This window comes from Photorhabdus laumondii subsp. laumondii (assembly GCF_003343245.1).
Taxonomy (GTDB): domain Bacteria; phylum Pseudomonadota; class Gammaproteobacteria; order Enterobacterales; family Enterobacteriaceae; genus Photorhabdus; species Photorhabdus laumondii.
Genome location: NZ_CP024901.1, coordinates 3,110,055 through 3,124,569, shown reverse-complemented (window position 1 = coordinate 3,124,569; position 14,515 = coordinate 3,110,055). Strand labels below are relative to the sequence as shown.

Genomic DNA, 14,515 nt, shown 5'->3' with positions numbered 1-14,515 from the left:
TGGCTTAAAGAGACTAAAACGATCCTGTATCCGTATAATAATCCGGCATATATAAATTATGCCGGGTTTTCTATATGTGTTTTGAAGAGAATTGTTATCTGTTTTTCCTCAACCCTATTATTTCATTAGATGGATTCGACTAATAAATGCAAATGATTTTACCCATACTAAACATCGCCGTGACCTGACTGGTTGTTGGTGGTATATTTTCGCGGTGTTTCGGTATTGAAGGTAGTCACTTTTTACATTGTGTACCAATTTTAGTACCAAACTTTAATGGATTGACGAGATAATAATTTAAATCGTTATTTTAGTTGAATATCAAACTCCTTCAAGTGACCTTTCGTGTGGGTCACCACTGTAGATAAGGATTTTAAATGCCTGTTGTTACTCTTCCTGACGGTAGCCAACGCCAGTTTGACCATGCCGTTTCTGTAATGGATGTTGCCTGTGATATTGGTCCTGGTTTAGCGAAAGCATGCATTGCTGGCCGCGTAAATGGTGAGCTAGTGGATGCTTGTGAATTAATCGATTCAGATGCAAATCTTGCCATCATCACAAGTAAAGATGATGCAGGGCTGGAAATTATCCGCCATTCATGCGCTCATCTGCTGGGCCATGCGATTAAACAATTATGGCCAGATACGAAAATGGCTATTGGTCCGATTATTGATAATGGTTTTTACTATGATGTTGATCTTGGCCGTGCCCTGACGCAGGAAGATATTGAACTGCTTGAAAAGCGCATGTTGGAACTTGCCAAAAAAGACTATGACGTCATCAAGAAAAAAGTGAACTGGCAAGAAGCTCGTGATACCTTCGTTGCTCGTGGTGAGGATTATAAAGTACAAATTTTGGATGAAAACATCAGTCGAGATGATCGTCCTGGTCTCTATAATCATGAAGAATATATTGACATGTGCCGTGGCCCACATGTGCCAAATATGCGTTTCTGCCATCATTTTAAATTGCAGAAAGTTGCAGGGGCATATTGGCGTGGGGATAGCAACAATAAAATGTTGCAACGAATATACGGTACCGCGTGGGCTGATAAGAAACAGCTCAATACTTATCTGCAACGTTTGGAAGAAGCGGCTAAACGTGACCATCGTAAGATTGGTAAACAATTAGATCTATACCACATGCAGGAAGAAGCTCCAGGTATGGCATTCTGGCATAATGATGGTTGGACTATTTTCCGTGAGCTGGAAACTTTTGTCCGGACCAAACTGAAAGAATACCAATATCAGGAAGTTAAAGGTCCGTTTATGATGGACCGTGTTATGTGGGAAAGAACGGGTCACTGGGAAAACTACGGTGAGCATATGTTTACCACTTCTTCAGAGAACCGTGAATATTGCGTTAAACCGATGAACTGCCCGGGGCATATTCAGATTTTTAACCAAGGGTTAAAATCCTATCGTGATTTGCCGTTACGTATGGCTGAATTTGGTAGTTGTCACCGTAATGAACCATCAGGGGCATTACATGGCTTGATGCGGGTTCGGGGTTTTACTCAGGATGATGCTCATATCTTCTGTACAGAAGAGCAAATTCACCGGGAAGTCAGTAGTTGCATTAAGATGGTGTATGACGTTTACAGCACTTTTGGTTTTGAAAAAATCGTGGTTAAGCTGTCAACCCGCCCGGAAAAGCGCATTGGTACTGAGGAACAATGGAATCAAGCGGAAGAATCTCTGGCGGCAGCACTACAAGAAAATGGTGTTCAATTTGAATATCAGCCAGGTGAAGGTGCCTTCTACGGACCGAAAATTGAATTTACTTTGCATGATTGTTTGGATCGTGCGTGGCAATGTGGTACTGTGCAGCTCGACTTTTCACTACCAGGTCGTTTGAGTGCGTCCTACGTAGGTGAAAATAATGAACGTAAAGTTCCTGTAATGATTCACCGAGCGGTTCTGGGTTCACTGGAACGGTTTATCGGCATCCTAACTGAGGAGTATGCGGGTTTCTTCCCAACATGGATTGCCCCACAGCAGGTAGTGGTGATGAATATCACCGATAGCCAAGCTGATTATGTACAGGAATTAGTAAAAAAACTTCAAGATGCTGGCATTCGTGCAAAAGCAGACTTGAGAAACGAGAAGATTGGCTTTAAAATCCGTGAACACACTCTACGTCGTGTGCCCTACATGCTTGTCTGTGGTGAAAAAGAGGTCGAATCAGGGAAAGTTTCTGTTCGTACCCGCCGTGGTAAAGATTTGGGCAGCATTGATGTTAACGGGTTCATCGAAAAACTGCTGATAGAAATACGCAGTCGCAATCTTCATCAATTGGAGGAATAAGGTATTAAAGGCGGAAAAAGAATTCAACCAGCGCGTCCTAATCGTATTAATGAAGAGATTCGCGCTACTGAAGTTCGTTTAACAGGTTCAGATGGCGAACAGATTGGCATTGTCAGTCTGGGAAAAGCGCTTGAAAAAGCTAAGGAAGAGGGTGTTGATTTAGTTGAAATCAGCCCGAATGCTGAGCCGCCGGTTTGCCGTCTTATGGATTACGGCAAGTTCCTGTATGAGAAGAGTAAGTCAACCAAAGAACAGAAGAAAAAACAAAAGGTTACTAAGGTTAAGGAAGTTAAATTCCGTCCTGGTACAGAGGAAGGCGACTATCAGGTAAAAATAGGCAACCTGAAGCGTTTTCTGGAGAATAGCGATAAAGCCAAAGTTACCCTGCGTTTCCGTGGGCGTGAAATGGCGCACCAACAGATTGGTATCGAAATGCTTGACAAAGTTCGCAACGATCTGGATGGACTGGCGGTAGTCGAATCCTTCCCTTCGAAGATTGAAGGCCGTCAGATGGTAATGGTGCTCGCTCCTAAGAAGAAATAGTTAGGCAATCAAGTAATAAGCTCCTGTCGGTTCATCTGATTGGGGCTTGTTCGCCTGACTAATTCGTTATAATTTACAATGCAAAGTGGAAATTAAAATGCCAAAGATTAAGACAGTACGCGGCGCCGCTAAACGCTTTAAAAAAACCGCAAGTGGTGGTTTTAAGCGTAAGCGTGCTAACCTTCGTCACATTCTGACTAAGAAATCAACCAAGCGTAAACGTCATTTACGTCCAAAGGGCATGGTCTCCAAAGGTGATCTGGGCCTGGTTGTTGCTTGCTTGCCGTACGCATAAGCAATTTTTAGATTAGAATTCAGAGACGATAGGAGAAGTATATGGCTCGCGTAAAACGTGGTGTTGTCGCCCGTGCACGTCACAAGAAAATTTTAAAGCAAGCGAAAGGTTACTACGGTGCCCGTTCGCGCGTTTACCGTGTTGCCTTCCAGGCAGTAATTAAAGCAGGGCAGTACGCTTACCGTGACCGTCGTCAGCGTAAACGTCAGTTCCGTCAACTGTGGATTGCACGTATCAACGCTGCTGCACGTCAGAATGGTTTGTCTTACAGCCGTTTCATCGATGGTCTGAAAAAAGCCTCTATTGAAATCGACCGTAAGATCCTGGCTGACATCGCTGTGTTTGACAAAGTGGCATTTGCTGCTTTAGTTGAAAAAGCGAAGAGCGCTCTGGCATAAGTTAGGGTAGTAAGAGGGGGGCATGCTCCCTCTTTTACTTTGTTGTCAGATGTAGCTTACGAGAGAGAGTCGTTGTCAAAAAAGAGTTTTACTCTGAGAGAACTAACATTATGTCTTTAGCTTTTTTTCGCATCTTTTTTTACTTTAGCACCTGAATTCAGGGGGCTTTGCGCGTAAGAAAAGAAACGAAAAGTAGCGCCTGAGCCTCCGTTGTGGAGGCTTTTTTGTTTTTATGACAGTAAGGCCGTTAGGCCGAAGGAAGAGGAAAACGATGCCACATCTCGCTGAACTGGTTGCAAACGCAAGAGCAGCCATAGAAGATGCCCAGGATGTTGCTGCGTTGGATTTGGTGCGTGTTGAATATTTAGGCAAAAAAGGCCATTTAACTCTCCAAATGTCATCGCTGCGTGATCTGCCGGTCGAAGAACGTCCAGCAGCAGGGGCGGTTATTAATCAGGTTAAGCAAGAAGTCCAGGAAGCTCTGAATATCCGTAAAGAAAAACTGGAGACTGACCTTTTGAACTTCCGTTTAGCAGCGGAAAAAATTGATGTATCATTGCCGGGTCGCCGTATGGAAAATGGTGGACTACATCCGGTTAACCGCACAATAGAGCGTATTGAGACTTTCTTTGGTGAATTAGGGTTTTCTATAGAATCAGGCCCTGAGATTGAAGATGATTATCATAATTTCGATGCGTTGAATATTCCTGCTCACCATCCTGCACGTGCTGATCATGATACTTTCTGGTTTGATGCCAAACGTCTGTTGCGTACTCAGACTTCAGGTGTTCAGGTTAGAACTATGCACAGTCAACAGCCGCCAATTCGCGTCATTGCACCGGGTCGCGTGTATCGTAATGACTACGATCAGACACACACGCCCATGTTCCATCAGGTAGAAGGTTTGATTATTGATCGTGATATCAGTTTTACCAGCCTGAAAGGAACGTTGCACGATTTCCTGACTAACTTTTTTGAAGAAGATTTGCAGGTTCGTTTCCGACCTTCTTACTTTCCATTTACAGAACCTTCGGCGGAAGTTGATGTAATGGGTAAAAACGGTAAATGGCTGGAAGTGTTGGGTTGCGGTATGGTTCATCCTAATGTATTGCATAATGTTGGTCTTGATCCTGAAATTTATTCTGGTTTTGCTTTCGGCATGGGAGTGGAACGCCTGACAATGTTACGTTACGGTGTAACTGATTTGCGTGCGTTCTTCGAAAATGATCTGCGTTTTCTCAAACAGTTTAAATAAGGGCGGGAATATCTCATGAAATTCAGTGAACTCTGGTTACGCGAATGGGTAAATCCAGCCATTAGCAGTGAAACATTATCTGATCAAATTACCATGATAGGTCTGGAAGTTGATGGCGTTGAAGCCGTTGCCGGTCAATTTCATGGTGTGGTTGTCGGTGAAGTTGTTCAATGTGCTCAGCATCCAAATGCAGATAAGCTACGGGTAACAAAAGTGAATGTAGGCGGTGAACGACTGCTGGACATCGTTTGTGGTGCACCAAATTGCCGCTTGGGGTTGAAAGTTGCTGTAGCAACCGTGGGTGCTGTATTACCGGGTGATTTCAAAATCAAGGCGGCAAAACTGCGAGGTGAGCCTTCTGAAGGGATGCTATGTTCTTTTTCTGAACTGGGTATTTCTGAGGATCACGACGGTATTATTGAATTGCCAATTGATGCTCCTTTAGGTGTTGATCTGCGTGAATATCTGAAGCTGGATGATAAGGTCATTGAAATTAGTATTACGCCTAATCGCGCTGACTGCCTAAGTATTATAGGGGTTGCGCGTGATGTGGCGGTCGCTAATAAAATGCCACTATCTGAGCCACAAATTGAGGCAGTAAAACCGACAACAGATGCTATTTTCCCTATTCGTGTTGAAGCAACAGAAGCTTGTCCACGTTACCTTGGACGGGTAATTAAAAACATTAATGTGAAAGCGGCAACACCCCAATGGATGCGTGAAAAATTACGTCGTGGTGGTATCCGTTCCATCGACCCGATTGTCGATGTGACTAACTATGTATTGCTTGAATTAGGCCAACCATTGCATGCGTTTGATTTGGAGCGTTTGAATGGCTCAATCACTGTGCGCATGGCGAAGCAGGATGAAAAATTGGTGCTGCTGGATGGTACAGAAGCCAATCTTTCTACTGATACCCTAGTTATTTCTGATGAAAAACAAGCTGTTGCAATGGCTGGTATTTTTGGCGGTGAACATTCAGGTGTGAATGAAGAAACGCAAAATATTTTACTTGAGTGCGCATTTTTTGCTCCTTTAGCGATTGCTGGCCGTGCTCGTCGTTATGGTTTACACACTGATGCTTCTCATCGTTATGAACGTGGAGTTGATCCTCAGTTACAACACAAAGCAATAGAGAGAACAACTCAATTATTGATTGATATTTGTGGTGGTGAAGCTGGCCCGATTATTGATGTTACTGATGAATCTCAATTGCCTCAATCTGCGACAATCACATTGCGTCGTGAAAAACTGGATCGTTTGATTGGTCACTATATACCTGATGAACAGGTTGGTGACATCCTGACCCACTTAGGTTGCAAAGTCACTATTCAGGAAAATTGTTGGCAAGCGGTTGCACCAAGCTGGCGTTTTGATGTGGAGATTGAAGAAGATTTGGTGGAAGAGGTTGCCCGTATCTACGGTTACAACAATATTCCAGATGTACCGATTCGCGCAGATCTTATCATGAAAAAACATCGTGAAACGGATCTTTCCCTGCAACGTGTTAAAACGGTGCTCGTTGATAGAGGTTATCAAGAAGCGATTACTTATAGCTTTGTTGATCCCAAAATTCAGGCGCTGTTACATCCACAGCAACAAGCGTTGATGCTGCCTAACCCAATTTCAGCGGATATGTCAGCAATGCGTTTATCTCTGCTGACTGGTTTGTTAACAACGGTGGTATATAACCAGAACCGCCAGCAAAACCGTGTGCGCTTGTTTGAAACTGGCTTGCGTTTTGTTCCTGATGAAAATGCCGATCAGGGGATTCGTCAGGAGCTGATGCTAGGGGGGGTTATTACGGGAAATCGCTTTGAAGAGCATTGGTCACTGGAAAAACAGTCCGTTGATTTCTTCGATATGAAAGGCGATTTGGAAGCCGTTCTAGAGTTAACTGGAAAATTATCTAAGATTTCTTTTAGAGCAGATGTAAATCCGGCGTTGCACCCAGGTCAAAGCGCCGGGATTTATTTGGAAAATGAATACATCGGATATATTGGTGTGGTTCACCCAGAATTGGAACGCAAACTTGATTTAAATGGCCGCACCGTGGTATTCGAAGTACTCTGGAACAAGCTGGCAAGCCGCGTGGTTCCTGATGCGAAAGAGATTTCACGTTTCCCGTCAAACCGTCGTGATATTGCGATCGTGGTGCCTGAAAATGTTGCTGTAGAAGATGTTTTGGCTGAATGCAAGAAAGTTGGCGTAAATCATATAGTTGGCATAAACTTGTTTGACGTGTATTGTGGTAAAGGTGTAGCAGAGGGTCATAAGAGCCTTGCTATAAGTTTTATCTTGCAGGATACCGCGCGTACACTGGAAGAAGAAGAGATTGCTGCGACGATTAATAAATGTGTTGCAGTGCTGAAACAGCGATTCCAAGCATCCTTGAGGGACTGAACTTATGGCGCTTACTAAAGCTGAAATGTCAGAAAATCTGTTTGAGAAACTGGGAATTAGCAAGCGTGATGCTAAAGATCTGGTTGAATTATTCTTTGAAGAAGTGCGTCGTTCTTTGGAGAATGGTGAGCAGGTAAAATTGTCTGGATTTGGCAACTTTGATTTACGGGATAAAAACCAACGTCCGGGACGTAACCCTAAGACTGGTGAGGACATTCCGATTACAGCTCGCCGAGTAGTGACATTCCGTCCTGGTCAGAAGTTAAAAAGCAGGGTTGAGAAAGCCACACCTAAAGAATAATCAAAAAGGCCGCATCAATAGCGGCCTTTTTCTTAAATGATCCTCCCTCATGAGCTTGATTTACCATGCAATCCACTCATTCCATCGCTGAATTAGTGACTCGTCAGAAAAGACATGATTATCGTTTTCTGGCAATTCTCACGTGTTTATTTTTACTCGTTTTTTTTCTCTCGCTTTGTGCTGGGGAAAATTGGATCTGGCCTAATAAATGGTTTTCTGAAACAGGTCAATTGTTTGTGTGGCAGTTACGTTTTCCTCGTGTATTAGCTGTCGTTGCTGTAGGTGCGAGCCTGACTGTGGCGGGTGCAGTAATGCAGGCACTGTTTGAAAATCCGTTGGCGGAACCTGGGCTATTGGGGGTCAGTAATGGTGCTGGCGTGGTGGTGGTGTTTTTGGTGTTGATGTTTCATGGCATTGCGCCGTTCTGGTTATTAAGTATTGGCGCTGTGCTCGGTGCGCTGACCGTCACAATGATATTGCTGACCTTTTCAAGAAATCGTTATCTGAATAACGCCCGTTTGTTATTGGTGGGGGTTGCTTTTGGTGTTGCCTCTGGTGCTTTAATGACCTGGATGGTTTATTTTAGTACTAGCTTGGACTTGCGTCAGCTAATGTATTGGATGATGGGGAGTTTTAGTGGAATAGACTGGCGGCATCAATGGTTGGTAGTCGCTTTGTTTCCTTTGATTATTTGGTTGAGCAGACAAGGAAAAGTACTTAATTTTCTTTCACTGGGAGAAACACAGGCCCAACAGCTAGGTATCTCACTTTATTATTGGCGTAATTTATTTGTCTTTGCTGTTGGGTTGTTGGTAGGGTTAAGTGTTGCACTTGCTGGAACAATTAGCTTTATTGGTTTGGTTATTCCACATATTTTGCGTTTATGCGGCCTAACAGATTATAAAACTCTACTGCCTGCCTGTGTTCTATCCGGCGGTTATGGATTATTGCTGGCTGATCTGCTATCTCGTCTTAGCTTGAATAATGCAGAAGTACCGATTGGTGTTGTAACTGCAACATTGGGTGCGCCAGTCTTCATTTGGTTATTATTGAGGGTTAGAGACTGGAGTTAAAAAGTGAATAATGTGCAAGTGACTAATCAGTTGATGGCTCTCAATCAGGTATCAGTACGAAACCGATTAATGCCGCTGACAGCGTTGGTACAACAAGGTGAACAGATACATATCATTGGGCCGAATGGTTCAGGAAAAAGTACACTATTAGCCTGTATGGCCGGTATTTTACCCTATAGTGGTGCAATCGATTTGCAACAAAAGTGCCTTAGTCAATATAGTCACTGCCAATTAGCACGCTACAGAGCATGGCTTAGCCAGCAAATTTCTTCTGTGCCAATAATGCCGGTTTTTCAATATTTGCAACTGCATTTAGCAGCTCATCTTGTTAATTGTGACGGTGTGTTGTCAGAACTCTGTTCCTTTTTTAAGTTGGGAAAGTTTCTAGAGACACCTGTAGGCAATCTATCTGGTGGTGAATGGCAAAGGGTGCGATTAACCGGAGTTTTTTTACAAGTCTGGCCATCAATCAATTTGGAAGGCAAATTATTGCTCTTGGATGAGCCTACGAATAATCTTGATATCACTCAGGTCGCGGCACTTGATCTGTTGATAAAGAAATTCTGTGAACTTGGTGGAACCGTAGTCATGAGTGGTCATGATCTCAATCATAGCTATGATAAAGCTGATCGGATCTGGTTGCTTGCTGATGGATCACTGGTTGCGAATGGAAAGCCGGATGAGGTAATGAAAGAAAATACGCTCTCCAGAGTTTTTGCCGCTGATATCAAATGCGTGCCAGAAAAGACAGATAAATATTGGCGGGTTTTCTTACCATAATTACAGTCCAGGCTTATGTATGTGCCTGCCGTGAATCTGTACGTATCGTGGATCGATAGTAATTTCCACTTAATTTGCTAAATCATACCTGTGTTTACGATTCGTTCAAATATAGTCATCTAATATATCGTTATATTATGAATGAATTGGACTGTGTTTTATGGATAGCTTTCTTCCATTTTCTCGTCCTGCAATCGGTGATGAAGAAATTCAGGCAGTAGAGAAGGTTCTTCGTTCGGGGTGGATTACAACAGGCCCGCAAAATCATCAATTGGAACAGGACTTTTGCCGCATGTTTGGTTGCAAACATGCGGTTGCTTTAGCCTCGGCAACGGCGGGTATGCATCTGACACTAATGGCACTGGGAATTGGCCCTGGTGACGAAGTGATTACACCGTCTCAAACTTGGGTTTCCACAATAAATATGATCTGTTTGCTTGGTGCTGAACCAATCATGATTGATGTTGATCGTCATACTTTAATGGTCGACGCGCAGACAGTGAAAAAAGCGATTACTTCCAGAACCAAAGCGATTATTCCGGTTCACTATGCCGGTGCGCCTTGTGATTTAGATATATTGCGTGGAATTGCTCAGGAGGCGGGTATTCCCTTGATTGAAGACGCCGCTCATGCATTAGGAACCCGTTATAAGAATGAATGGATTGGTGAGCATGGCACAGCGATTTTCTCTTTTCATGCCATAAAAAATGCCACTTGTGCAGAAGGGGGGTTAATTGCTACTGATAACAATGAACTTGTTGAACGAATTCGATGTCTAAAGTTTCATGGATTGGGTATTGATGCTTTTGATCGTCAGATTCAAGGCAGGAGACCACAGGCGGAAGTTGTAGAACCGGGTTACAAATATAATTTATCTGATATTCACGCTGCGATTGCTGTTGTGCAATTAAGTAAATTGGAATCAATGAATATTCGCCGTCGGCAAATTGTCGCCCGTTATTCAACGGCATTAAAAGATTCTCCTTTGCAGATGTTAAGTGTGCCCGATTATGAGCATATTCATGCACATCATCTATTTATGGTGCGGGTTAATAAGGATGTTTGTGGCATTGATCGCGACACATTAATGGAACGTTTGAAAAACAAGAATATTGGCACAGGTTTGCATTTCAGAGCTGCACATACACAAAAATATTATCGAGATCGGTATCCGCAGTTGTCATTACCTGAATCAGAATGGAATTCAGTAACACTCTGTTCATTGCCACTCTTTCCTGATATGAGTGATGATGATGTAGATCGTGTCACTGATGCTTTACAAGAAATTATTTCGGAGCACAGATAAGTGTCATTTGAACAAATTAAAAAAGTTTCTGTTGTTATTCCAATTTATAACGAAGAAGAAAGTTTGCCTCTTTTATTGGAAAGAACCTTAGCAGCCTGTAAACAATTGACTCAGGAATATGAGCTTATTCTTGTCGATGATGGTAGTAGTGATAAATCTGCGGAAATTCTGATTCAGGCCGCGGAACAACCTGAAAATCATATTATCGCAATTTTACTTAATCGTAATTATGGTCAGCATTCAGCGATTATGGCGGGGTTTAATCAGGTCAATGGTGATTTAATTATTACGCTTGATGCTGATTTACAGAATCCGCCAGAAGAGATCCCCCGTCTTGTGAAAACAGCTGAACAAGGTTATGACGTTGTGGGTACTCGCCGAGCTAATCGGCAGGATTCTCTGTTCCGTAAAACAGCTTCAAAAATCATCAATGCGATGATTACTAAGGCAACAGGCCGTTCTATGGGCGATTATGGCTGTATGCTCCGTGCCTATCGTCGCCATATTGTTGAAGCCATGTTGCAGTGCCATGAGCGCAGCACCTTTATTCCTATTCTGGCAAACACTTTTGCCCGTAAAACCATTGAGATTGATGTCGCTCATGCAGAGCGTGAATTTGGTGATTCCAAATATAGCTTCATGAAGCTGATTAATCTGATGTATGACTTGCTAACCTGCCTGACAACAGCACCTTTGCGTTTACTGAGTGTGGTAGGAAGCGTGATTGCAGTTTCTGGTTTTTTGCTGGCTGTATTATTGATGGTTTTACGTCTGATTTTCGGTGCCATATGGGCAGCAGAAGGGGTATTTACCCTGTTTGCTCTCCTTTTCATATTTATTGGCGCGCAGTTCGTCGCGATGGGCTTATTAGGTGAATACATAGGCCGTATCTATAACGATGTTCGTGCACGCCCACGTTATTTTATTCAAAAAGTGGTCGGAGATAACAAGACCAACGACAACCAGGAAGAGTACTAAATGAAAGCAATTGTATTTGCCTATCATGATATCGGCTGTGTCGGGATCAATGCTTTAACCAAAGCTGGTTTTGATATTCAGGCGGTATTTACCCATACAGATGATCCTAATGAAAACCATTTTTTCTCTTCTGTTGCCCGTTTAAGTGCAGATTTGGCGCTGCCGGTTTTTGCGCCAGAAAATGTTAATCATCCTCTTTGGATTGAACGTATCCGGGAACTGAAACCTGATGTGATTTTCTCTTTTTATTACCGAGATATGTTGAGTGAAGATATTTTATCGCTGGCGAGTACAGGTGCATTCAATCTGCACGGTTCACTGTTGCCAAAATACCGTGGTCGTGCCCCGATTAACTGGGCGATTTTGAATGGTGAAGTGGAAACAGGTGTAACCCTGCATAAAATGGTGTTGAAACCTGATGCAGGGGATATTATTGCTCAGTATAAGGTTGCTATTGCAGAGACAGATACCGCGTTGACTTTGCACGGTAAAATTCGTGAAGCAGCGGAAAAACTGTTTGATCAAGTATTACCCCAGATCAAAGCGGGAATTTATCCTGCCATACCTCAAGATGAAAGTCAGGCAACTTACTTTGGGCGTCGTACTGCCGTGGATGGTGAGATTGACTGGCACAAATCAGCTACTGAAATTAACAATCTTGTCAGGGCAGTAACTGAGCCATATCCTGGGGCATTTACTTTCTTAGGTGAGCGTAAGATTACTATCTGGCGTGCCTGCCCGTTGAATGAGACGCATGACAAACAGCCGGGAACAGTATTATCGGTAGATCCGTTAATTATTGCCTGTGGAAAAGGCACGTTAGAAATTATCAATGGGCAAAGTGAATCGGGTTTGTATGTTCAGGGCCACCGCCTGGCAGTAGATATGAGCATGGTGACTGATGTACGTGTTGGCCCAAAGGCAACTACTCAAATTAACCACCGGAAACGTGTATTAATTCTCGGTGTGAATGGCTTCATCGGTAATCATCTAACAGAACGTCTATTACGTGATGGCAACTATGATATTTATGGTATGGATATCGGTTCTTCCGCCATTGAGCGTTTTATTAGTAATCCGCGTTTTCACTTCATTGAAGGTGATATCAATATTCATACTGAATGGATCGAATATCACATTAAAAAGTGTGATGTCGTTTTGCCATTGGTAGCCATTGCGACTCCAATTGAATATACCCGTAATCCGCTGCGTGTATTTGAATTGGATTTTGAAGAGAATCTAAAGATTGTCCGTTATTGCGTTAAATACAATAAACGAATTATATTCCCGTCCACATCAGAAGTTTATGGAATGTGTGATGATAAAGAATTTGATGAAGATGACTCTCGTCTGATTGTTGGTCCAATCAATAAACAGCGTTGGATCTATTCTGTATCTAAGCAATTGTTAGATCGTGTTATCTGGGCATATGGCGAGAAAGAAGGACTCAAATTCACACTATTTCGTCCATTTAACTGGATGGGGCCACGTTTGGATAATTTGAACTCCGCACGTATTGGCAGTTCCAGAGCGATCACACAATTAATATTGAACTTAGTTGAAGGTTCACCGATCAAACTAGTAGACGGTGGCGAACAGAAACGCTGTTTTACTGATATTAATGATGGTATTGAGGCGCTGTTTCGTATTATTGAAAACCGAGAGGGGCTATGTGACGGTCAAATTATCAATATTGGTAATCCAACTAATGAAGCCAGTATTCGCCAATTGGCAGAAATATTACTTGATAGCTTTGAAGACCATGAATTGAGAGATCATTTTCCTCCATTTGCTGGATTTAAAAAGGTTGAAAGTGGCAGTTACTACGGTAAAGGTTATCAGGATGTTGAACACCGTAAGCCAAGTATTAAAAATGCGGAGCGGTTACTCGATTGGAAACCAACCATTGACATGAAACAGACGATAAATGAAACACTGGATTTCTTCTTGCGTGGCGCCGTGGAAGAATTAGGGAAAAATTAATGAAACAAATTGGCTTGAGAGTTGATGTGGATACTTATCGAGGAACCGTTGAAGGAGTACCGAAGCTGCTCAAAATTTTGGCAAAACATCAGATTCAGGCCAGTTTTTTCTTTAGTGTTGGGCCGGATAATATGGGGCGCCATTTGTGGCGTCTTTTACGGCCAAAATTCTTATGGAAAATGTTGAGGTCAAATGCAGCATCTCTGTATGGTCTTGATATTTTACTGGCGGGGACTGCATGGCCGGGTAAGAAGATTGCTAAAGATTTAGGCTACTTGATGAAACAAACGCTGAATGCAGGCCATGAAGTGGGTCTGCATGCCTGGGATCATCAGCGTTGGCAGGCGAAAGTTGGCCGTTGGTCTGAAGCTCAGTTAACAGAGCAGGTTAAATTGGGCGTGGATGCATTGGTACAGGCAATTGGTCAACGGGTAACGTGTTCTGCTGTTGCGGGTTGGCGGGCTGATGAACGCGTACTCGCGGTAAAGCAACAGTTTGGTTTTGATTACAACAGCGATTGTCGGGGAACTCATCCATTCAGGCCCATCTTGCCTGATGGTACTCTTGGTACCGTGCAAATTCCGGTGACGTTGCCAACTTATGACGAAGTGATAGGCATTCAGGTTAAAGATGAAGATTTTAACCAGTTTATCTTGGATAAGATGAAAAACAGCCAGGGAGTTCCGGTATATACCATCCATACGGAAGTTGAAGGGATGTCCAAGTCCACAGAGTTTGCAACACTGTTGGAAATGGTTCATCAGGAAAACATACAATTTTGTGCATTGAGTCATCTACTACCTGAAAATATACAAAGACTACCTGTCGGGAGAATTGTTCGTTCTGAATTTCCCGGTAGAGAAGGGTGGTTAGGATGCCAACAAGAGGCTTAAC

General features: G+C 43.0%; 13 protein-coding genes and 1 other annotated feature. All 13 genes read left to right on the top strand.

What is annotated here, in order from left to right:
• Window positions 1–377: 377 nt before the first annotated feature.
• Window positions 378–2,306: a threonine--tRNA ligase gene (gene thrS, locus PluTT01m_RS13735; RefSeq protein WP_011146891.1), complete on the top strand. Its 1,929-nt coding sequence runs from the start codon at window positions 378–380 to the stop codon at window positions 2,304–2,306.
• Between the two features lie 3 nt (window positions 2,307–2,309).
• Window positions 2,310–2,849 carry a translation initiation factor IF-3 gene (infC, locus tag PluTT01m_RS13730; RefSeq protein WP_071824118.1) on the top strand — a complete coding sequence of 180 codons (540 nt, stop codon included), beginning with the start codon at window positions 2,310–2,312 and terminating at the stop codon, window positions 2,847–2,849.
• A gap of 97 nt (window positions 2,850–2,946) precedes the next feature.
• On the top strand, window positions 2,947–3,144 hold the full coding sequence (rpmI, locus tag PluTT01m_RS13725; RefSeq protein WP_011146889.1) for a 50S ribosomal protein L35: 198 nt from the start codon (window positions 2,947–2,949) through the stop codon (window positions 3,142–3,144).
• 41 nt (window positions 3,145–3,185) lie between these two features.
• Window positions 3,186–3,542, top strand: a complete 357-nt coding sequence (rplT, locus tag PluTT01m_RS13720) for a 50S ribosomal protein L20 (protein ID WP_011146888.1) — start codon at window positions 3,186–3,188, stop codon at window positions 3,540–3,542.
• A gap of 104 nt (window positions 3,543–3,646) precedes the next feature.
• Window positions 3,647–3,771, top strand: a sequence feature (Phe leader region).
• 42 nt (window positions 3,772–3,813) lie between these two features.
• Window positions 3,814–4,797 carry a phenylalanine--tRNA ligase subunit alpha gene (pheS, locus tag PluTT01m_RS13715; RefSeq protein ID WP_011146887.1) on the top strand — a complete coding sequence of 328 codons (984 nt, stop codon included), beginning with the start codon at window positions 3,814–3,816 and terminating at the stop codon, window positions 4,795–4,797.
• 15 nt (window positions 4,798–4,812) lie between these two features.
• Window positions 4,813–7,200, top strand: a complete 2,388-nt coding sequence (gene pheT / locus PluTT01m_RS13710) for a phenylalanine--tRNA ligase subunit beta (RefSeq protein ID WP_011146886.1) — start codon at window positions 4,813–4,815, stop codon at window positions 7,198–7,200.
• A 4-nt stretch (window positions 7,201–7,204) separates the two neighbouring features.
• Window positions 7,205–7,501, top strand: a complete 297-nt coding sequence (gene ihfA, locus PluTT01m_RS13705; protein ID WP_011146885.1) for an integration host factor subunit alpha — start codon at window positions 7,205–7,207, stop codon at window positions 7,499–7,501.
• A gap of 65 nt (window positions 7,502–7,566) precedes the next feature.
• Complete coding sequence (btuC, locus tag PluTT01m_RS13700) at window positions 7,567–8,574, top strand: vitamin B12 ABC transporter permease BtuC (RefSeq protein WP_011146884.1); 1,008 nt, start codon at window positions 7,567–7,569, stop codon at window positions 8,572–8,574.
• Between the two features lie 33 nt (window positions 8,575–8,607).
• Window positions 8,608–9,354 carry a vitamin B12 ABC transporter ATP-binding protein BtuD gene (gene btuD, locus PluTT01m_RS13695; protein WP_041380894.1) on the top strand — a complete coding sequence of 249 codons (747 nt, stop codon included), beginning with the start codon at window positions 8,608–8,610 and terminating at the stop codon, window positions 9,352–9,354.
• Window positions 9,355–9,514: 160 nt separating this feature from the next.
• Window positions 9,515–10,660, top strand: coding sequence for a UDP-4-amino-4-deoxy-L-arabinose aminotransferase (arnB, locus tag PluTT01m_RS13690; protein WP_011146882.1), 1,146 nt, complete (start codon window positions 9,515–9,517; stop codon window positions 10,658–10,660).
• Window positions 10,661–11,638, top strand: a complete 978-nt coding sequence (gene arnC, locus PluTT01m_RS13685; RefSeq protein WP_011146881.1) for an undecaprenyl-phosphate 4-deoxy-4-formamido-L-arabinose transferase — start codon at window positions 10,661–10,663, stop codon at window positions 11,636–11,638.
• The gene (gene arnA, locus PluTT01m_RS13680; RefSeq protein WP_011146880.1) at window positions 11,639–13,621 is read left to right on the top strand and encodes a bifunctional UDP-4-amino-4-deoxy-L-arabinose formyltransferase/UDP-glucuronic acid oxidase ArnA; all 1,983 of its coding nucleotides are present in this window, start codon (window positions 11,639–11,641) and stop codon (window positions 13,619–13,621) included.
• Window positions 13,621–14,514 (top strand): 4-deoxy-4-formamido-L-arabinose-phosphoundecaprenol deformylase, encoded by an 894-nt coding sequence (gene arnD, locus PluTT01m_RS13675; protein WP_011146879.1) that lies wholly within the window; start codon window positions 13,621–13,623, stop codon window positions 14,512–14,514. The genes arnA and arnD overlap by 1 nt, the downstream gene beginning before the upstream one ends.
• The last annotated feature ends 1 nt before the right edge of the window (window position 14,515 follow it).

Coding starts and splice junctions, on each gene's coding strand:
- rplT (WP_011146888.1), top strand. CDS start 3,186: ATGGCTCGCGTAAAACGTGGTGTTGTCGCCCGTGCACGTCACAAGAAA.
- arnB (WP_011146882.1), top strand. CDS start 9,515: ATGGATAGCTTTCTTCCATTTTCTCGTCCTGCAATCGGTGATGAAGAA.
- pheS (WP_011146887.1), top strand. CDS start 3,814: ATGCCACATCTCGCTGAACTGGTTGCAAACGCAAGAGCAGCCATAGAA.
- pheT (WP_011146886.1), top strand. CDS start 4,813: ATGAAATTCAGTGAACTCTGGTTACGCGAATGGGTAAATCCAGCCATT.
- arnD (WP_011146879.1), top strand. CDS start 13,621: ATGAAACAAATTGGCTTGAGAGTTGATGTGGATACTTATCGAGGAACC.
- rpmI (WP_011146889.1), top strand. CDS start 2,947: ATGCCAAAGATTAAGACAGTACGCGGCGCCGCTAAACGCTTTAAAAAA.
- btuD (WP_041380894.1), top strand. CDS start 8,608: ATGGCTCTCAATCAGGTATCAGTACGAAACCGATTAATGCCGCTGACA.
- thrS (WP_011146891.1), top strand. CDS start 378: ATGCCTGTTGTTACTCTTCCTGACGGTAGCCAACGCCAGTTTGACCAT.
- arnA (WP_011146880.1), top strand. CDS start 11,639: ATGAAAGCAATTGTATTTGCCTATCATGATATCGGCTGTGTCGGGATC.
- ihfA (WP_011146885.1), top strand. CDS start 7,205: ATGGCGCTTACTAAAGCTGAAATGTCAGAAAATCTGTTTGAGAAACTG.
- btuC (WP_011146884.1), top strand. CDS start 7,567: ATGCAATCCACTCATTCCATCGCTGAATTAGTGACTCGTCAGAAAAGA.